This is a genomic window from Psychrobacillus sp. L4 (genome assembly GCF_042944905.1).
Classification (GTDB): Bacteria; Bacillota; Bacilli; order Bacillales_A; family Planococcaceae; genus Psychrobacillus.
The window spans coordinates 158,695-176,700 of sequence record NZ_CP168496.1 but is presented as its reverse complement, the minus strand read 5'-3'; the positions used below and the strand labels follow the sequence as shown (position 1 = coordinate 176,700).

At 38.0% G+C, this 18,006-nt stretch carries 21 protein-coding genes, 1 pseudogene and 1 riboswitch; of the genes and pseudogenes, 4 read left to right on the top strand and 18 right to left on the bottom strand.

Annotated features, from left to right (window positions below):
* Window positions 1-140 precede the first annotated feature (140 nt).
* Window positions 141-1,421 (top strand): RNA-binding domain-containing protein, encoded by a 1,281-nt coding sequence (locus ACEPXG_RS00915; protein ID WP_391206426.1) that lies wholly within the window; start codon window positions 141-143, stop codon window positions 1,419-1,421.
* 129 nt (window positions 1,422-1,550) lie between these two features.
* On the opposite strand, the gene ACEPXG_RS00910 is transcribed toward ACEPXG_RS00915, so the two are convergent.
* Genes ACEPXG_RS00910 through ACEPXG_RS00865 form a run of 10 tightly spaced genes read right to left on the bottom strand, consistent with a single transcriptional unit; the run spans window position 1,551 to window position 9,048 of the window.
* On the bottom strand, window positions 1,551-1,859 hold the full coding sequence (locus ACEPXG_RS00910) for a CHY zinc finger protein (RefSeq protein ID WP_391206423.1): 309 nt from the start codon (window positions 1,857-1,859) through the stop codon (window positions 1,551-1,553).
* On the bottom strand, window positions 1,860-2,663 hold the full coding sequence (locus ACEPXG_RS00905) for an energy-coupling factor transporter transmembrane component T family protein (RefSeq protein ID WP_391206420.1): 804 nt from the start codon (window positions 2,661-2,663) through the stop codon (window positions 1,860-1,862).
* Entirely contained in the window at window positions 2,656-3,513 is an 858-nt protein-coding gene (locus tag ACEPXG_RS00900; protein WP_391206417.1) for an ATP-binding cassette domain-containing protein, read from the bottom strand. Before ACEPXG_RS00900 ends, ACEPXG_RS00905 begins: the two co-directional genes overlap by 8 nt.
* Complete coding sequence (locus ACEPXG_RS00895; RefSeq protein WP_391206414.1) at window positions 3,498-4,298, bottom strand: energy-coupling factor transporter ATPase; 801 nt, start codon at window positions 4,296-4,298, stop codon at window positions 3,498-3,500. Before ACEPXG_RS00895 ends, ACEPXG_RS00900 begins: the two co-directional genes overlap by 16 nt.
* Window positions 4,299-5,120, bottom strand: a complete 822-nt coding sequence (locus ACEPXG_RS00890; protein WP_391206410.1) for an SDR family NAD(P)-dependent oxidoreductase — start codon at window positions 5,118-5,120, stop codon at window positions 4,299-4,301. It abuts the gene before it with no gap.
* Window positions 5,120-5,461, bottom strand: a complete 342-nt coding sequence (locus ACEPXG_RS00885; RefSeq protein ID WP_391206407.1) for a MaoC family dehydratase — start codon at window positions 5,459-5,461, stop codon at window positions 5,120-5,122. Before ACEPXG_RS00885 ends, ACEPXG_RS00890 begins: the two co-directional genes overlap by 1 nt.
* A complete protein-coding gene (locus tag ACEPXG_RS00880) occupies window positions 5,454-5,837 on the bottom strand; it encodes a MaoC family dehydratase N-terminal domain-containing protein (protein ID WP_391206404.1) in 384 nt (127 codons plus the stop codon). Before ACEPXG_RS00880 ends, ACEPXG_RS00885 begins: the two co-directional genes overlap by 8 nt.
* Complete coding sequence (locus tag ACEPXG_RS00875) at window positions 5,834-6,985, bottom strand: thiolase family protein (protein WP_391206401.1); 1,152 nt, start codon at window positions 6,983-6,985, stop codon at window positions 5,834-5,836. Before ACEPXG_RS00875 ends, ACEPXG_RS00880 begins: the two co-directional genes overlap by 4 nt.
* Window positions 6,982-8,463, bottom strand: a complete 1,482-nt coding sequence (locus ACEPXG_RS00870; protein WP_391206398.1) for an AMP-binding protein — start codon at window positions 8,461-8,463, stop codon at window positions 6,982-6,984. The genes ACEPXG_RS00875 and ACEPXG_RS00870 overlap by 4 nt, the downstream gene beginning before the upstream one ends.
* Before the next feature lie 33 nt (window positions 8,464-8,496).
* The gene (locus tag ACEPXG_RS00865; RefSeq protein ID WP_391206395.1) at window positions 8,497-9,048 is read right to left on the bottom strand and encodes a biotin transporter BioY; all 552 of its coding nucleotides are present in this window, start codon (window positions 9,046-9,048) and stop codon (window positions 8,497-8,499) included.
* Window positions 9,049-9,460: 412 nt separating this feature from the next.
* On the opposite strand from ACEPXG_RS00865, the gene ACEPXG_RS00860 reads away from it, so the two are divergent.
* Entirely contained in the window at window positions 9,461-9,727 is a 267-nt protein-coding gene (locus ACEPXG_RS00860; protein ID WP_391206393.1) for a hypothetical protein, read from the top strand.
* A gap of 104 nt (window positions 9,728-9,831) precedes the next feature.
* On the opposite strand, the gene ACEPXG_RS00855 is transcribed toward ACEPXG_RS00860, so the two are convergent.
* The 5 genes and pseudogenes from ACEPXG_RS00855 to ACEPXG_RS00835 all read right to left on the bottom strand — a co-directional run.
* Window positions 9,832-10,656 (bottom strand): squalene/phytoene synthase family protein, encoded by an 825-nt coding sequence (locus tag ACEPXG_RS00855; protein WP_391206390.1) that lies wholly within the window; start codon window positions 10,654-10,656, stop codon window positions 9,832-9,834.
* A 76-nt stretch (window positions 10,657-10,732) separates the two neighbouring features.
* Window positions 10,733-11,464, bottom strand: coding sequence for an SDR family NAD(P)-dependent oxidoreductase (locus tag ACEPXG_RS00850; RefSeq protein WP_391206387.1), 732 nt, complete (start codon window positions 11,462-11,464; stop codon window positions 10,733-10,735).
* Between the two features lie 14 nt (window positions 11,465-11,478).
* Complete coding sequence (locus ACEPXG_RS00845; RefSeq protein ID WP_391206384.1) at window positions 11,479-12,657, bottom strand: MFS transporter; 1,179 nt, start codon at window positions 12,655-12,657, stop codon at window positions 11,479-11,481.
* 73 nt (window positions 12,658-12,730) lie between these two features.
* Window positions 12,731-13,570, bottom strand: a complete 840-nt coding sequence (locus ACEPXG_RS00840; RefSeq protein ID WP_391206381.1) for a MerR family transcriptional regulator — start codon at window positions 13,568-13,570, stop codon at window positions 12,731-12,733.
* 105 nt (window positions 13,571-13,675) lie between these two features.
* A pseudogene (locus ACEPXG_RS00835) lies at window positions 13,676-14,944 on the bottom strand (hypothetical protein); the annotation flags it as partial.
* Window positions 14,945-15,031: 87 nt separating this feature from the next.
* On the opposite strand from ACEPXG_RS00835, the gene ACEPXG_RS00830 reads away from it, so the two are divergent.
* A protein-coding gene (locus ACEPXG_RS00830; protein ID WP_391202224.1) for an IS3 family transposase occupies window positions 15,032-16,197 on the top strand; the annotation gives its coding sequence in 2 pieces (ribosomal slippage) (window positions 15,032-15,308 and window positions 15,308-16,197; 1,167 coding nt in all).
* A 39-nt stretch (window positions 16,198-16,236) separates the two neighbouring features.
* Here ACEPXG_RS00830 and ACEPXG_RS00825 read toward each other — a convergent pair.
* Window positions 16,237-16,635 (bottom strand): hypothetical protein, encoded by a 399-nt coding sequence (locus ACEPXG_RS00825; protein WP_391206378.1) that lies wholly within the window; start codon window positions 16,633-16,635, stop codon window positions 16,237-16,239.
* Between the two features lie 245 nt (window positions 16,636-16,880).
* On the opposite strand from ACEPXG_RS00825, the gene ACEPXG_RS00820 reads away from it, so the two are divergent.
* Window positions 16,881-17,057 carry a hypothetical protein gene (locus tag ACEPXG_RS00820; RefSeq protein WP_391206376.1) on the top strand — a complete coding sequence of 59 codons (177 nt, stop codon included), beginning with the start codon at window positions 16,881-16,883 and terminating at the stop codon, window positions 17,055-17,057.
* A 63-nt stretch (window positions 17,058-17,120) separates the two neighbouring features.
* Here the strand turns inward: ACEPXG_RS00820 and ACEPXG_RS00815 are convergent, their stop codons facing one another.
* Both ACEPXG_RS00815 and ACEPXG_RS00810 read right to left on the bottom strand, forming a co-directional pair.
* Window positions 17,121-17,435, bottom strand: a complete 315-nt coding sequence (locus tag ACEPXG_RS00815; protein ID WP_391206373.1) for a DMT family transporter — start codon at window positions 17,433-17,435, stop codon at window positions 17,121-17,123.
* 2 nt (window positions 17,436-17,437) lie between these two features.
* Complete coding sequence (locus ACEPXG_RS00810; RefSeq protein ID WP_391206370.1) at window positions 17,438-17,776, bottom strand: DMT family transporter; 339 nt, start codon at window positions 17,774-17,776, stop codon at window positions 17,438-17,440.
* 68 nt (window positions 17,777-17,844) lie between these two features.
* A riboswitch (guanidine-I (ykkC/yxkD leader) is annotated at window positions 17,845-17,942 on the bottom strand.
* Window positions 17,943-18,006 lie beyond the last annotated feature (64 nt).

Here is an 18,006-nt window from a genome sequence, read left to right as displayed (position 1 = left end):
GTTTTCAGGGTCATTATTGAGTTATTAATAGAGAAGATTGAAATATTCTATTTTATTTGATTAATCGATTATAATCGATTATAATTGATTAAATAAAAGTAATCGATTTGATTATCACATACTAAAGAGAGGTGACTAGTGTGTACGAAGAAAGCTCTACGCTTGAACTGAAACGTGAAATTACTGAAGGTTTAACAAAAGAAATTATAGCATTCGCTAATACGAATGGCGGAAAAATTTTAATCGGAATTGATGACGATGGAACAATAATCGGTTTAAAAAACGCACACAAAGATTTAGAAGCCGTTAGTAACACGCTTAGAGATAGCATAAAACCTGATATTCTTGTGCATTCATCAGCAAAAATTGTATCAATTGAAGATAAACAAATCATAAAAATTGATATAACACGTGGCTCAAGAAGGCCATATCACATTGCGAGTAAAGGCATGAAACCATCCGGCGTATTTATACGCCACGGTACATCTACTAGCTCTGCATCAGATGAAGCGATTCGTCAAATGATTATAGAATCAGATGGTACTCAATATGAAAATTTGAGATGTATTAAACAATCATTAACTTTCAACGAGACCACATCTTTATTTACAACTGAGGGAATACCTTTCGAACGTATGCAACAACGGACATTAGGAATTATCAACACAGAGGATTATTATACTAATTTAGGACATCTTTTATCAGATCAATGTGAGCATTCTATTAAATGCGCTCGTTATAAAGGTATTACTAAATTAGATTTTCAAGATCGAAAAGAATTTACTGGTTCTGTGATGAGACAAGTGAATGAAACTTTTGAATATATTCAACTGCATAACGCAGCGTCAGTAACCTTTGATGGGTTAAGTCGTAAAGAAACTAGAGAATATCCTATTTCTGCGTTACGCGAGGCATTGATAAATGCAGTAGTACACAGAGATTATAGCTTTAGCGGAAGTATTTTAATTCACTTATTTGATGATCGTATTGAAATTGTATCTGTCGGCGGTTTGGTGCACGGGTTAACTGTACAAGATATCGAATTAGGTATTTCACAAAGTAGAAATCCGAAGTTAGCCAATTGCTTTTATCGTATGAAATGGATTGAAAGTTATGGGACAGGTCTTCAACGTATTAAAGAAAGTTATAAAACTGCAGAAAAACAACCATTTTGGCAAATTGGACCGAATTCATTTGTTGTAACATTACCTAAAATTGAATTAGAGGATTATAAAGATCAATATCCATTAGGGTTACTACACTGGATAGAGGAACAAGTTACATTTACTAGTAGAGAGCTTGAGGATTATTTAGATAAGAGCAAATCCTCTGTGCGAATTTTATTGCAAACTTTAATCGATCAGGGCGTCATTGTACGTATTGGTAAAGGACGGGCTACTAAATACAAAAGAAAAAAGTAAGTAGGTGTGTTTTCTAAATAAAAGTATAACAAGTATCATGCGAGTTCGATCACCTTAGTACTATGCATTCAGAAAAGGAGTTAACCCAAAAATTACTTTTGAGACAACTCCTTTTCTATGTTTTACTGATCATTCAAAATAAATCGGATAATGGGCGGCACATCTCTCATTGAAGGTTGCCTTACAATGCGGGCAGTTATCTTTATGCATATACGCATGAATCGAAAGCTCTGTTTGGCAACTACCACAAAGGATGGCCAATTCGTCAAACTGATCTTGCGGCCAACGCTCGATCGTATGGTCTGCATCTTCCTCGTGGCATTTGTAGCAAGGATAGTATCTATTGCAGCATTTAAACTTTATGGCGATTATATCTTTTTCCGTATGATAATGCGTACAACGTGTTTCATTGTCCACGATAGCACCATAAACTTTCATCTATATTCCTCCTAACTTGATTAGGAGCATCGTTAACACAAATAATATGGCGATTGCCCCTGCTATGTAATCAATTTTTTGAAATTGTAACTGCTTATATTGAGTTCTTCCCTTGCCTTTTCCATAAGCACGCGCGTCAATTGCGTAGGTCAGCTGCTCCGCCCGTTGAATGGTCGTAAAGAGAAGAGGAATTATTATTGGGATATAAGCATAAATTCGTTTTGGTAGCGATAATGCCGACATATCATAACCTCTTGCTTTTTGAGCCAGTAGAATCCGATCAAGCTCCTGCAAAATCGTTGGGATGAAACGTATCGCAATGACTATCATTAAGGAAAACTGTTCTACCGGTACGTTGAGTTTGGAAAACGGGGCAAGTAGCTTTTCAAGACCTCTCGCTAAATCTAGCGGCTTTGTTGTTAATGTTAAGACAGAGGCTAGTAAGATGAGTAAAATAATACGCCCGACATAGCGCATCCCGTTTTCTAACCCTTCCCAAGTCACATCCATGATAGACCAAGACCAGATGATCGTCCCTTTGGTGAGTAAGGCATTATATAGAAAAGTGAACATCAAAATAAAGAATAATGGCTTTAATCCTCTCCCAAAAACATGAAATGGAACGTTGGATAGAAACAGAATCCCGAAAACAAAAAGGGTTGCGACCGCATAGCTAGTTCCCGTTTCTAGTGTTAGAAAGCTAAGCATAATCATAAAAATGCATAAAATTTTCGTCCTCGGATCTAGTCGGTGATACATGGAGTTTGTCTCCATATACTGGCCAATTAGTACGGTACTAGACATTTAGAAGCCCCCTTGAACTCCAAAAGGGGATAACTTTTTCAAGAATATCTTGTTCTCTACAGCTTGCGACTTCAATCTTCTGTCCTGATAATTCTTCCAGCAGCTTTAGGAACTGCACAGGTTCTGGTAGTGACAACCCTATTTTCTCAAGTAAAGAAGACTGATCCAAAAATAAATGATTCGGGTCAAATTGTCCCATTAGCTGCCCTTCGTGAAATACGATAACTTCATCCGAATATTCAGCGACATCATCCATTTGGTGGGATACGACAACAATGGTCCGATTTTCTTGTTGCTGCCATTCTTTTAGAAGCTGTAATAGAGCAACTCTGCTAACTGGATCCAAGCCTGCTGTTGGCTCATCAACAATCAGAAGCTTCGGTTCCGTCATTATGACAGAAGTAATGGCTACCCTACGTTTCTGTCCCCCACTTAACTGGAACGGGGCTAATGGAAGCATTTCTTCCGACAAGCCTAATTGAGGTAAAATCTTTGAAATAGCCTCTGTTATTCGCTCGCGCGAGGAGCCTTGTTGTTTCAGAGCAAAGGCAAGCTCCTTATAAACCGTCGTTTCGAATAGCTGATGCTCCGGATATTGAAAAACGAAGCCGATTTCCGGAATGACTTTTAATCGTCCTTTGGCATCTTTTTTTACTGGCTGCTGATGGATTAAATAGTCACCATCAATGGTGGGAATCAAACCTTTTAGCACTTTGACGAACGTTGACTTTCCAGCACCTGTTTGACCAATGACGGAAATCCATTTACCTTCTTGAATCGTACAACTGACATTGTTTAGAGCCATTTGATGGTCATAATTCACGCATACATTGTTTAATTGATAGGCCATTGTGAACGAATCTCCTCTTTCCAATCAGCACTAATCGGTTTATCTAATTGGAGCGTTTGATGTAAACGCACCGCAAATGGCAGTTGTAATTGATAGTCCGCTACAGGTACTGTTTCAAAAAAGGTTAGCGGGTTGCCATCAAATTGAAGTCGACCTTTATGTATAAGTAAAATACGCTTTGCAGATAGCACTTCCTCCATATGATGCGTGATGTGAATAATCGTCATACCTTGGAGATGCAGTTCATGCATAATAGATAGCACTTGCTCCCTACCCTGCGGATCCAGCATAGAAGTTGCCTCATCGAAAATAATAATTTGTGGTCGCATCGCCAAAATAGCCGCTATCGCTACGCGTTGCTTTTGACCACCTGAAAGCTGATGCGGCATTGCTTCTAAATAATCCTCCATATGAACCGCTTGTAACGCATGATCCATTCGACTACGCATTTCTTCCCTTGGAACGCGAATATTTTCCAATCCAAAAAGCACCTCATCCATGACGGTTGTGGTGATGAATTGGTCTTCTGGATTTTGAAAGACAAAACCAGTTTGTTGATGTATTTTAGCAAGATCCGCTGGCTTTGACGTGTCTAGTTGTTGTAATTTCACTGTTCCTTCCTTTGGTAACAACAGTCCATCCATTAGTTTAGCAATGGTGGATTTTCCACTACCATTTGCTCCGACGATCGACACAAACTCTCCTGCTTTAATCGTAAAACTAACATCCTCGACAACAAGGTGCCCTTTTTTATAGTAAAAATGAACATGATCAAATGTAAGCATTTATTCACTTCCTTTTTGACTTTTCCATGTTGTAAAAAATGCATCTATGCTATTCTCAGAAAATGAAGGAACGAGCTTTTGCCACTTCGTCACCTTTGAACCATTTACGCCAAATATTTCACCAGTTAAATCTTCATCTTGCTGCGCTAATAATGCAATGACAAAACGGGCTATATCATCTGCTTCGCCAACGTTCCAGAATTCCGGCAATGGTTCGTTTTTACTCGCATATTTTTCCTTCAAATGTTCGATTACAGGTTTGGTCATATCCGTTAAAGCGGCTGGTGAAATAGTATTCACCCTAATACTATTGCGTTTTAGTTCAGCCGAGAGCGTCCACATCATACCGAGCACTCCGGCTTTTGCTGCACTATAATTTACTTGCCCAATAGAGCCCGATAATCCAGCCGTAGAAGTCATTAATAGAATGTCTCCACCACTTTTTTGCATATGAGGTAATACGCGTTGAATGCTATAAAAGGCACCATTCAAATGCACGTCTAGGACCGATTTCCACTCTTCATCCGTCATACGTAAACATTTTTGATCTTGTAAATTACCGGCGTTAGGAATCAATACATCTATACGGCCATATCGAGCCATGACGGCATCAATCATCGCGGTTACTGCAGTAGGATCTGCGACATTAGCAAGATATCCCATAGCTTCTCCGCCAGCTTGCTGAATTTTTTGAACCACTTCGTCTATTAATGTTTGCTTAGTGCCATTAACTACTATCTGATAGTTAGTTTTCGCAAGATGCAGAGCGATGCTACGTCCTATACCCCTAGTGGAACCTGTAATAATCGCTACTTTTTTCATTACCCCAACTCCTTTACTGAAAAAGATCCCAAAGCAATTACTTCGCCAGTTTCTGCTGTGATGGTCACCTCGATATTGCAGTCACTGAACACAAAATCAAAAATTGCTACAGTATCCACAAAAAGTGGCTTTTGAAATTTCATCCTATATTCTGTAATCCATTTAGTTGGATGATCTGCTAAATACAGTGATTGTGCCAGCCCCATGATGTACATGCCATGCGCAATTGGGCGATTATATCCTGCCTTTGCTGCAGCTTCATTGTCAATATGAATGGCAGCGTTATCTTTGGAAATAGCTGCATATCGCTGGATAGCTTCAGCAGTTATGTATTTATTCATATTGTTCACCTACTTGGATTAATACGGTTTCCGCAGTGACAATAAGGTTACCACCGGATTTGCACGCTAGCGTATGTGTTAAAAAAGTAAGCATGCCCTGCTTTCCTACCTTTTTGTCTACCTTCGTTAAGGTTAATTCGCAATCTAATGTCATACCTGCGAGAATGGGATCCTTGTATGAAAACTGTTGAGTTCCATGAATCAACGATACATCCTTCTTCAGCCAAGGAATATTGAATTCTTGCCAAAAAATAATGGGCATTGTTGATGGTGCAACCAGCTTGCCTTTGATGGTTTGCACAGGAGACTCGATACTTTCAGCATAACGAGAAATCCACTCATCGGACACGTAAAGCTGCTCATGTAGCCTTTTCATTCAACTGACTCCACAAGCGTTGCGATACCTATACCTCCACCAATACCGAGTGTAGCAATGCCCTTTTTATATGGTTGATGTAACATCTCAGCACATAGACGAGTCATTAAGATGGCACCCGATGCGCCAAATGGATGGCCAATTGCTAGTGCACCGCCACCGCGGTTCACTTTAAGTAGTGGAATTTGAAGCTCCTTTAGGGAGGCTAACACTTGTGAAGCAAAAGCTTCATTAAACTCAACCACGTCAATATCATCAACAGTCAGTTGCTGACGATTTAGCACCTTTTGTATAGCGGGAATGGGTCCGATACCTAAATAATTGGGATCTACTCCCGCTGCCTGAGCATCCACTACTCGCAAAATAGGCTTGAGATTTAACTCCCGACATTTTTCAAGTGACATTATTAATACAAGAGCAGCACCATCATTGAGTGGGCATGCATTCCCTGCAGTGACGGTTCCATGTTCCTGAAAAACAGGCAGAAGTTTTGACAGTTTTTCCATGTTCGTATTAGATCTTGGGCATTCATCTTCTGTAATCCATTCTCCCTTAACTTGAAGAGGCACAATCTCTTGCTCAAACCGTCCAGTTTGCTGAGAGTGAATGGCTTTTTGATGGCTTTCCAAGGAAAATCGATCCTGCTCTTCTCTCGAAATAGCATATTTTTGGGCGACATTCTCAGCGGCAATACCCATATCTGGATCACCGTAAGATTTCGGGGTGAAATGAGCACGTGTATATAATTCCGGTACACCCATCAAGGTTTGCGGTTTAGCCATTTTCCAAGGTGCGCGGCTTGTACTTTCAACACCACCAGCTAAATAAACCTCCCCTGCACCGCTTTGAATTAATCTTGCCGCTATATTTATCGCCTCTAAACCAGAGCCACATTGCCTATCGATCGTAACACCTGGAACCGTGACAGGAAGACCTGCTTCTAGTGCAGAAACTCGAGCAATATTACCTCCTGGACCAACTACATTACCAATGATTACATCATCGATTATGTCGTTCGGCAAATTCGTTTCCGCTACAATATGCTGAATAAGTGACGCGAGTAATTTCTCTGGTTCAAGTGTGCTTAATATACCGCCCATTTTCCCTATCGGCGTGCGTTTAGCCTTGACAATCACTGCATCTGTCATACTTTCACCTTCTCCACATAGTCTTTCATCATTTGGCGTGCCAATTTACCATTGCTTGTATAGATAAAGTGATCCACCGTTATAAGTTGCTTCGGCGCTTTATAGCTAGCCAAATTCTGACGACAGTAATCTTTTATTTCTTTTATTGATAAGCGTTGTTGACCACTCCACTTCACAAGTGCCGTCACCTGTTCTCCCCAGTATAGATCCGGTACCCCTAGCACCATCACTTCTTGAATAGCTGGAAGCTGTAGGAGTATAGATTCTACTTCTTCTGGGAAAATGTTCAGACCACCAGATACAAGCATATTTTTCGCTCGACCTGCCAAATACAAATAGCCATCCTCGTCCATATACATATAATCCCCAAGAATGAGCCAACCTTCTCGAAAAGCCGCCATCGTTTCCTCTGGCAAATGATGATAACCTAAAAACATCATGTCACTTCGAATGTAAAGCTGCCCAATTGTTCCATTAGGTAATTCCTGAAAATGTTCATCCCGAATGGATACTTGAACACCTGAAAAGGGTTTGCCTACAGAATTGGATTTGTTTTCTTCGTAGACATCCAAATAACTGATATAACTCGCTTCGGATGAACCGTAAAATTCGTATAAATTCGCTTCTCCAAATATCTCCTTGGCTCTTCTCTTCGATTCCTTCGACCATTTGGCACCGGAATTGATTAACGCTTGAATATGCGTTTGTCCCAAAACAGCCTGGTGCATCATTGATTCAATCATCGTTGGTACGACAAACAAAATGGCATTTGGATTCTGTTTGCAAAGCGTTAATACCTCATGAGCATTAAATTTATGTACGATATGAAAAGTAGCACCATAATATAGACTTTGCATTAAAGCGAATAACGACAAGGACTGTACGAACGGACCTGGTGCCAAAATATGCTCCATATTATCAAGTTGGAATACCTCATTCGTCGCCTCAAAGCTTTTAATCCACGACAAATGTGTACGCATATACCCTTTTGGTATGCCAGTTGTGCCTGAGGTAAAGCCGATAAATAGTAATTCGTTCGTGCCATCCATTTCAGCTACTGGTATTAAACTAGCTTGCCAGTTGTCATAGGAACCTTTTACTTCTGTTGAAAAGGTCAATAGTTGAATTTCGTTATCCTGCAAAGTAAGATTCGTTACGAAAGTAGTCTCTGCAAAAATCATTTTTGGTTGACACTGTTGTAAAATGGCGCTCACTTCATTTGTACTCCATTTAGGATCTAGAGGAATGGGAATACATCCAGCATAAATAGCACCTAGAAAAACCTCTACAAATTCCATGCGATTCGTTGATAATATCGCAATTTTTTCATGCACAAGGCCTTTTAGTTGCAAACCATGCGCAATTTTTTTCATTGCCATTACTAATTCCGAATAGGTACGACAAAGTCGCCCATCTGTTAAGGCAACTTTGTCTGGCTGCCCTGTTGCATATCGTACTATTGTTTCTGCTAGATTCATCTCTTCCTCACACCTATTTCTTCATTCTTTCTATTAATTGTTCAATTTCTGTTCAATCGGACTAACAGCTTTTAGTTGTATAGCAATAACAGCTACGATAATTGCTTTAATTAGATCTCCTGGTAAAAATGCAGTAGCTCCCACAAGTCCAGCCCAAATCGATGTATGCGTGATGATGGCCATTACTGGCGCACCAATTAAACTAACAAGTACAACACCAAAAACAAAATTGATGACGATCACTTTCCATATTTTTAACGATGACCATACTTTTTCTATAGCAAATCCGATAAAAAATGCAGCAATTGGCCAACTTAAAATGTATCCTGCGGACGGTCCAACTAATACAGAAAGACCACCACGTCCTCCTGATAATAAAGGTAAACCTAATGCGACTAATACGATAAATAAAACCAAGCTAAGTGCGCCAGTTTTCTTTCCTAAAAAGCATCCTGCTAGCATGACGCCTAGTGTTTGTGCAGTTATTGGAACTGGGATAAAGCCAAGTGGAATTGGTGGAATCATGCCCAGTACTCCTATTAACGCAGCGAATAATGCAGCATATACCATCTCTTTTGTTGTCATCTTATTTCCTCCGTCGTTATGTAAGATTATGAAAAAATTCTACTAGAAGTCGACATCTATGTATTAGATTTATCATAGCTTGTAATTTTATTTGTGTAAACTGTTTTTTTCTTTTGGTTAACTCATTTTATGCGTTGGTCTGTAGTAGCATATTTTTAATCTATAGGCTCTGTTAACTTATACTGTTGATTTTCGTTATAGGCGGACAGCTTTTCAGGGGTCATGAGTTCAGTCTCCTCGTCAATGCGTTCCTACGAGGCCTTCCGCTCATGTTTTTTCCATTTATATAACTAGAAAAGCAGGGAAATAAGAAGGCATTTTTGGTATGGCGTCGAAATAGTTTACTTAACTGAGGTAGACATATTAGTAGAAAACGTCAGAATTTAAGAAACACTTTTTAGGAGGTTAGAAATTGGAGAAAAACGATAATGGTATTTTATATTTAAATATGTCCATTGGTACTATAGGTCTTAACCTTCTTGTATTTGGATTTTTGATGTATGTCAAAACCAATAATGGTGATATGAATTCTTTCATTGTTTTTATGGGTTTTCCCTTAACAATGATTTACTTAAATTATCTTGAAGCCAAAGCTGGTATAAATAAAAAAGTATTATGGATTAGATCTATCCTATCGATTTTAATGTTGTTAATAATCGCAAGCTTTTTTATTTTATAACGCTTTTAAACATGCTCTTGTTGTATATTCACGCTCATAAAATGATAAATGAAACAAAAATCCCAAGAAGATACGCATATCTCCTTGGGATTTTCTTTGTCTTTTTATACCTCTGCTTGTACTTCTTCCACAGTAGCTTCAACTTCTGCACGTGTCATCTTTTCTTTTCCGCTCTTCAACGCTTTTAATGTTTTATGTGCAAGTGCGAGTGGCAGCTTGCAAAATAGTACGATACTTTTTCGATTGATACTCTTGATGTATTCGTCTGCTTTCGCTAAATTGCCTTCTGCATAGCGGAACATATCTTCACGAGTCCAGCCTTCTGGAAAGAACTGCACGCCTCGTTCGCTATCTTCGTCTTTATTACGCAATATATTTACTGCTTGAAGACCCCGTCCGTATGCAATCGCAAGATCACGGTCAGTATCAATATCTGCATTCCACTTCCATAAATCCGAAAGCATCACGCCCACAAGACCCGCTACATAATAGGTATACTCATCAAGATCTTCTTTCGTTTTCACTTGCCAATTTTTCTCTACCCATTTGGCCATTCCTTCTGCCATTTCGCTTGTAGATTCTTTTACTTTCTCTACTAAGTCGGTTGGGCAAATGGCAAGCCAATCGCCCAATCTGAGCGAAACCTCTGGTAGTATTTCTTTAAATGGATCTACCAGTTGTTCATATTCTTTTGTATCAAATTCGGTAGTTAAAAGCATTTTACTAGTCGCAAGCAGTAACTGTTGTTTCTCTTGCGATCCTAATGCTTCATGATCCTCTATTTCATCTATTGCACGCATGCATAAATAAGCAGAAGCAACCGCCTTTTTTAGTTTTGGTTCTAAAAAAGTGATTGGGATATAAAACGTTCTACTTGTTTTTTTTAGCATGTCCATTGCTTCTTTTTGTAAAGCTGCTACTTCACGCACAATTAGTCCTCCATTTCAATCAAATACTCTACGTACCATTGTATCGGATTTTCACAAAAAGACAAAATGGCTACACCTATAAATTGCGCAAATCAGTTAGAACGTCTACTTTGTAAAATTGATCACTTTCGATAAACCCGATTAACTTTTCCGCTACGTCATTTACATTGCTTAGCTGTCCTGATGCTTTGTATTCTTTAAAACGTTCTACTGATGGAAATGCACTTGTGGACGACTCCCGAATCGTCTGTTGCATATTTGTATCAATAATTCCTGGTGCAATCGATACTAATCGGACCCCATTCAGCTTATTAGACTCTTCTAATTGAACTGCTTCTGTAAATCTATCTAGCCCTGCTTTTCCCGCACAATAGCTGCTCCAGCCACCAAGCGCATTTCGACCTGCTCCGGAAGAAATTTGCACAACCTTTTTGGGCATATCAATTGCAGCCAATGCATGAATAAAAGCACCAGTTAATACCATCGGAGCTGTCAAATTAACAGCAATACTTTTCGCAATTAATTTGCCATCTATTTCTCCAACCATCCCTATCGGCTCAATCGTCCCCGCATTATTAATAAGCGTAAAAGAACTTGCTTCTGAAGAATTCTCTTTTACAATATATCCCATCGTGTCAGCTAACTTAGATGTTTCTGTTAAATCCAATAAAACATGATGATATCGCGGGTGGTCTATATCATTTTCTTTTCGGGCTATCCCATAAACAGTATGTCCAGCCTCTAATAATTGATTAACTAGCTCTAGACCTATTCCACTCGTCGTTCCAGTAATAATATACGTTTGCATTTTTCCACACATCCCTAATTGATTTTCTTGTCTTTCCAAAATAAAGAGATTAGAAAGCTCAGTGCAAGTACAAACATTGCTAGGACGTAAGGATAATCGATATTCACGTCAAACAAAATTCCTGCAATACTAGGACCTATAATATTTCCTACACTCGTAAATGTGGAGTTTAAACCACCTACAAACCCTTGCTCATTGCCTGCTATTTTAGATAAATACGTTGTCAATGCAGGGCGTATAATATCAAACATTAAGAAAATGACAAATGTCACCACTAATATCGACCAGTACGCTGACACTTTAATCATAGCAAATATGAATACGGTCGATACGCCCATACAAATTTGGATCAATCTTATTTCACCAATTTTTTCCACAACACGGTCAAAAGATAAAACTTGAGCAATGACACCTAAAATTCCGCTCACTGTAATAATTAATGCAATATCTTTTGGTGTAAATGCAAATTTATGATCGACGAAAAGCGAATAGACGGTTTCGAAAGCAGCCAACCCAAAACTGGATACAAGTATGATAATCATAGGGATTAAATAAATTGGTTCCAATACTTTACGGAAACCTGATTTTGCTACTCGTTTATCCGTTTTCTTTTCTGTTATTTCCGGTCTTTTAGGCTCTTTCAGTATGATTAATGAAAAAATAGATCCTAAAAAACCTAATACAGCTGCAAAAAAGAAAGGTATTCTTGTCCCATACTCTGCCAAGAACCCACCAATTCCAGGCCCTATGATAAAGCCAGTACTAATAGCTGCTGCAACATAACCCATTGCTTTCGGTCGTTCCTTTAATGAAGTAATATCTGCAACAAAAGCTGTGACTCCTGGCATAATGAAAGCTGCACTGACCCCACCTAACATTCTAGAAAGATAAAGCAGTTTCACATCTTGTCCAAAACCAAAAAGCAGTTCCGACAATCCAAAAATAAGCATACCAATAACAATCATCTTTTTACGACCAATCGAATCTACCCATTTTCCTGCTATAGGTGATACTAATAATTGAACGAACGCAAAGGCTGCCATTAAATAACCCACCGAAGAGCCTTCTAAATGCATTTCCCTCATTAATGTAGGAAACACAGGAATAATTAGTCCAATCCCTAAAAATACAACAAATAAATTCACTAGCACTAAATATATTGTTTTGTTCAAACCACTTTTTTGTATATCCATTTTTATGCTCCTTATTATTCAGCTAAAGTATGTCTTTCTGTTTATAAAAATAAACCCTATAGTAGCTATAGGGTCAAGTAGCTTGAATTTGTATTTTGAGCTCAACTAAAAATTCATCCTCTTTGGAAGCTGTAGAGTTTATTGGCATCCAAATATCGTACACGATTGGCACTACATTTATATAATGTTGCTCCAAATAATCCATCAATTCGTTGTAACAAACTTCGTATGCATCATCCATTAATGCAAACGTGATACTAAGGTAATTTCCCGCGGGCAATGAAGTGATTTCTACTTCCTCGAAATTCAAATTAGGTTTACTATCTTTCACAGTATGTGTAAATAAATAATCATAATTAATATCATCCATGGAACTATATCTTCTTAAACAATATGCTCCCCCATACAATGTATCAAAAACGCTTCCCTCGTCTTCCAGCACTTTACTTATAAGTCCGTATTCCTTGTTCGGTATATCATGAACACTTATATTCGAGGTTTTTATTTTCACTATTTTTTGTACTGGCATTTCCTTTATACTTACGGTCATTTTGTTCGACTCTAAAACGAACGTTTGAATTTGTTCTTTTTTTCGCTGTAGCACTTCTTTCGTTTCGAGCAGCCTTTGGAATTCTTGGTCAATTCTATTCTCTTGATCGGCGAGATAAGTGACTAGTTCTTCGGGTTTCAACGTGAGCACTGATTTCACGTCTTCCAATGAAAGACCAAGATACTTTAGAGATTTAATAATGTCTAAGTAATATAATTGGGTATTTTGATAATATCTATACTTATTTTTAGGATCAATTTCTATCGGTTTAAACAAATCAATTCGATCATAGTAGCGTAATGTTTGAATCGATAAGTTGCTTAGTTTGGCCACTTCTCCGATTGTTAAGTAATGAACTTTCAAAAAATCACTCCTTTTGTTTGGATGCAGCGCCTCTGTTTATACTATTATAAAAGCTATCCTAGAAAACTAGGATAGCTCCAGACTGCTTATACTCTATTATGTTAATTATTTCTCAATCCCTTGTATCTTCACTTCTTTAACAGGTAAGAATAGTTCTCCCGTATTTAAGAATCTCACTTGTACGCTATCTCCTTCTTGCATATAAACGGCAAGTGGAGCTACTTCAGAAGATACAATATAGCTTTGTTTATTGTTCAACAAGAAAGATATTTGGGTAAAGTCACCAACACGTTCCTTAAATACCCGTAAAACAGTTCCCACTGCCGTCTTTTCTTCCGCATTGGAGCTTCCATCAACCGAGCTTCCTCCTCGTTGAAGCGCCAATTTATACAGTTTCAACGCTTCGTTTGGTGTGTTACCGTATACCGATATTTCCGGGTTTGCAGCAGATACGATGAAATAGTTTTGTAAGAAGCCATTCGAATCCAGTACCGGTGTTAACCAGCTAGCCTCTCCGTAGAAATTGTATAAAACAGGCATTTCTCCTGTCCATTTCTTTTCGATAAATTTCTTCTCAATTATTTGAAGTGCACCTTGGGAATCCATATAAGAGTCTTCGAGGTTCCCTGTGTAATAAGTCGCCTTTCCAGTTCGACCATCTGTTAAGGAATAACCCAGCATAGAATCGACGCCTTCTTTTGGACTTGTGAAATCCGTAAAGTAGTACATTTTACCATCTTCGCCGAAGATCGGACTAACATTCGCTTCAGTTCCTTCATCTGAAGGAAGTTTTACGTCTTTTTTACCAACCATACTATTAATAAAACCATGAATATAATTCCCGTAATAACTATTTTGCAAGCTGACAGTTTCTGGTGATACTGCTCCATCAATAAAAGCTGGTACATTATCTAACTTATAAGAATCTGTTTGACCTGTAGCAGGATCGACTACAACGATCCCATCCACATCAAACCCATTCCGTGCAGTGATGAAATTCCCATAAGAACGAATATAATAAGGTTTTCCATTCTCATCAATCTCTAACTGAGGCTCCCCATAAAATATCTTAGTCGGGTGCTTCATGCGCATATGTCTTTCCAAATTTTTATGAAGGAATGAGGACGGTGTGTAACTCATCTCAGCCTTCACAAATTTTGGATTATCCGAAGAATCGGTTGCACTCATCGTAAAATAACCTGGTGTCACATCTCCATTTATCCATTTGAAAAATCCAGAAAACTCTACAGGAGCAATGTATACATATGCGTCTTTTACTTTTTGAATTTGTAAATTACCCAACTCATAATAGCTTGTATTTGGTACTTGCCCAAATGCTTTTTTCATTTTATTTCGCGCAAATTTTGGCGGTACTGGACTAACCTAAAATAATGAGACAATATAAAACACCTTCGATAGTGGTACACTTAAAACAAGTACTTAAATCGGAGGTGTTTTTGCATGGGCAAAAACGTGTATTCAAGTGAAATTAAATGGGCAGTCGTGAAAGATAAAATGAGCGGTCATCTTACGACGAAAGAAATTATGGAGAAATACGGAATTAAGAATAAATCTCAAATTGAGACATGGATGAGATGGTATAGAGCGAATGAAATTCATCGTTTCGATCAACCGATCGGGAAGCAATATTCATTTGGGCATGGACCTGAATTTAAGAGTGAAGAAGAGAAGAAAGATACACAAATGAACCATTTGAAAATGGAGAATGAGATTCTAAAAAAGTATATGGAAATGGTAAAGGAGTTGAAAAACAGCTAGTTCTTCAAATCGTGGAAAAGTATCGAAAAAAATATACAGTAACGGCAATTCTGTCAGCCCTTCAGGTGCCTCGATCCACCTTTTATCGTTGGTTAGCAGAAGGTGTAGAATACGTTCGAACCAAAGCAGAAGAAGCAATCATCGAACTATGCAAGAAAACGAAATACCGCAATGGTCATCGTAAAATTAAGGCGTTATTGAAAAGAGAATATGGAATTGAATTAGACCGCAATACGGTCCAGAAAACCATGCAGAAGTATAATCTTCAATGCAAAGTGAAGCAAAAACGAAAATGGAAATCACAAGGAGAGTCAGTAGTAATTGCCCCAAATTTATTGAATCGTAACTTTACAGCTAGTAAACCGAATGAAAAATGGGTAACAGATATTACGTATATTCAATATGGTAGCGTCACTTTATATCTTTCGACGATCATGGATTTATATAATAATGAAATTGTCGCTTATAAGCTCTACAATCATCAACAGACACCGTTGGTAATAGATACGCTTAAAGAGGCATTGATAGCTCGTGGAAATCCGCAGGAAGTCATTGTACATTCTGATCAAGGGAGTGTTTACACATCATATGCGTATCAGGATTGCTTGAAGGAGAATCATCTAGTGAGTAGCATGTCCAGACGCGGCAACTGTTGGGATAACGCTGTTATCGAATCCTATCATTCTAGTTTAAAAACAGAAGAATTTTATTTAACTAAGTTTAATTCATTGAGCAATATTTGCGTTATACAACGAATTGACGAATATCTTCATCATTACAATGAAGAACGTATCCAAGAAAAATTAGGCTACCTAACACCAAAAGAATTTGGCATTGCGGCAGCCTAAAATAGGTGTTTTATATGTGTCTCATATCGCTAGGTCAGTTCATACACTTGCAGGTGTTTTTGTTTCATCAAATGGTTGAATCTCCACTTGTTCATCCATTTTAGCTATTTCATACTTTTCATTTGCATTCCAAACCGGCGCGGACAACATGAAAATAGCTACTGCTAAACTTCCTAGGAAGAGCACACCTTTTGCTTTTTGTTCTTTCCCTCTTGCTAGACTTGTTCCCGCAAACGTAGCAAGTACAAGCCAAGGCCATAAAGCCGTCCAGTTACGATCCAAGTTTGTCACATAATATACAGTCGCTAATACGATAAATGTTAAAATCGCTATACCACCAATGGAAGACATCACGCCTTTCCTTTTAGCTGTTAACGGTACGACCAATAAAGCAGTAATAACTGCTACCACTGCCGAAATAATAAAAACAAACGTCATCCAATCATCCTTCTTCCTCTTTTTCTACTCACTATTATACGGGTGAAAAGAATAATAGTTTCAGAATTAAAAACGCTTGGTTATTATATGAATTTTCTTAAATAAATTGGATGTTATGTAGTATACGTTATACACTGGATATAAATATTAAAACCCATATATAAACATAATTGGGCGTTCTGAGTGAGTTGGAAGTTTTCAGGGATAGGTAAGAGGCTTACAATTACAACTAAGGAGGAAAACGCATGAAACCAATAACTGGTCTATATATAATCATCATTTTAATGCAGTTTATTACTTTAACGAATATTACATTATTCAAAGGCGAATGGAACGGCATCGCAATATGGCTAAGTACAGGTTTATTTATTGCTGGAACTGCATTTTATTTATTAAATCGAAAGCAAAAGGTTTCGGAATGATGACATCAATGAAAGGAACACCTAGTGAATAAAATTTATAACTAGGTGTTTTATTATGTATCCTTAGGAAATCAGTTTTAATCCAATTGCTGCACTTAAAACCATCGCTATAAAGACGATTCGTTTCCAAACTTTCGATTCACCGTATAAAAGCATCCCTAAAATAGCTCCACCAGATGCTCCAATTCCTGTCCAAATCGCATAAGCTGTTCCCATTGGAAGTGTTTTCATTGCATAAGCAAGAAATAGAAAACTTCCTCCAAATCCCAGAAATAGCAAAGATAGCGATTGCCAATTACGTTCTTTATGCAATTTGTTAATCATGGTAACACCGAACATTTCAAACACTCCTGCTACAATGAGAGAAATCCACGCCATTATTACTCATCTCCTTCTTGGATTTTGTCGTTTGTAACTAACTTCAGTCCAACTACACCTATTAGTAAAAGTAATATCAAGATCATTTTACTTACTCTGAATGATTCCCCAAACAATAAAATCTCCGAAATGACAGTACCTGCTGTACCCATCCCTACAAAAACGGCATATACAGTTCCAACTGGAAGCTTACGTCCAGCCATAATCATTAAATAGAAACTGATACTAATAGAAATAACTGTTCCAGTCCAAGTCCAAAAATCACTTGCATGTTTTAACCCGATGACCCAAAAAACCTCAAAAAAAGCGGCAATAAAAACCTTAATCCAATCGGTATTCATCTAAATAATTCCCTCTTTCTAATGTTCAAATAAAAACAAAAAAGCCTAAGAGATAACTGTCTAACAGTTTCTCCCAGGCTTTTATCCTTCCGTGACACAGCAAGCTGTGAGTTTTCTCTCGGTCTCAGACCAACTCACTCGTTGCGGAACCCTAGAAAACAATTTATATATCCAATTAGGATATATTATACATCTATTAAAGACATATACAAGAACAAGAGAATTTTTGA

What these genes read in the sequence shown, in the direction of transcription:
- ACEPXG_RS00910 (WP_391206423.1), bottom strand. Translation starts at nt 1,859, where the DNA reads ATGAAAGTTTATGGTGCTATCGTGGACAATGAAACACGTTGTACGCAT.
- ACEPXG_RS00905 (WP_391206420.1), bottom strand. Translation starts at nt 2,663, where the DNA reads ATGTCTAGTACCGTACTAATTGGCCAGTATATGGAGACAAACTCCATG.
- ACEPXG_RS00900 (WP_391206417.1), bottom strand. Translation starts at nt 3,513, where the DNA reads ATGGCCTATCAATTAAACAATGTATGCGTGAATTATGACCATCAAATG.
- ACEPXG_RS00895 (WP_391206414.1), bottom strand. Translation starts at nt 4,298, where the DNA reads ATGCTTACATTTGATCATGTTCATTTTTACTATAAAAAAGGGCACCTT.
- ACEPXG_RS00890 (WP_391206410.1), bottom strand. Translation starts at nt 5,120, where the DNA reads ATGAAAAAAGTAGCGATTATTACAGGTTCCACTAGGGGTATAGGACGT.
- ACEPXG_RS00885 (WP_391206407.1), bottom strand. Translation starts at nt 5,461, where the DNA reads ATGAATAAATACATAACTGCTGAAGCTATCCAGCGATATGCAGCTATT.
- ACEPXG_RS00880 (WP_391206404.1), bottom strand. Translation starts at nt 5,837, where the DNA reads ATGAAAAGGCTACATGAGCAGCTTTACGTGTCCGATGAGTGGATTTCT.
- ACEPXG_RS00875 (WP_391206401.1), bottom strand. Translation starts at nt 6,985, where the DNA reads ATGACAGATGCAGTGATTGTCAAGGCTAAACGCACGCCGATAGGGAAA.
- ACEPXG_RS00870 (WP_391206398.1), bottom strand. Translation starts at nt 8,463, where the DNA reads ATGAATCTAGCAGAAACAATAGTACGATATGCAACAGGGCAGCCAGAC.
- ACEPXG_RS00865 (WP_391206395.1), bottom strand. Translation starts at nt 9,048, where the DNA reads ATGACAACAAAAGAGATGGTATATGCTGCATTATTCGCTGCGTTAATA.
- ACEPXG_RS00850 (WP_391206387.1), bottom strand. Translation starts at nt 11,464, where the DNA reads ATGCAAACGTATATTATTACTGGAACGACGAGTGGAATAGGTCTAGAG.
- ACEPXG_RS00845 (WP_391206384.1), bottom strand. Translation starts at nt 12,657, where the DNA reads ATGGATATACAAAAAAGTGGTTTGAACAAAACAATATATTTAGTGCTA.
- ACEPXG_RS00825 (WP_391206378.1), bottom strand. Translation starts at nt 16,635, where the DNA reads ATGACGTTTGTTTTTATTATTTCGGCAGTGGTAGCAGTTATTACTGCT.
- ACEPXG_RS00820 (WP_391206376.1), top strand. Translation starts at nt 16,881, where the DNA reads ATGAAACCAATAACTGGTCTATATATAATCATCATTTTAATGCAGTTT.
- ACEPXG_RS00815 (WP_391206373.1), bottom strand. Translation starts at nt 17,435, where the DNA reads ATGGCGTGGATTTCTCTCATTGTAGCAGGAGTGTTTGAAATGTTCGGT.
- ACEPXG_RS00810 (WP_391206370.1), bottom strand. Translation starts at nt 17,776, where the DNA reads ATGAATACCGATTGGATTAAGGTTTTTATTGCCGCTTTTTTTGAGGTT.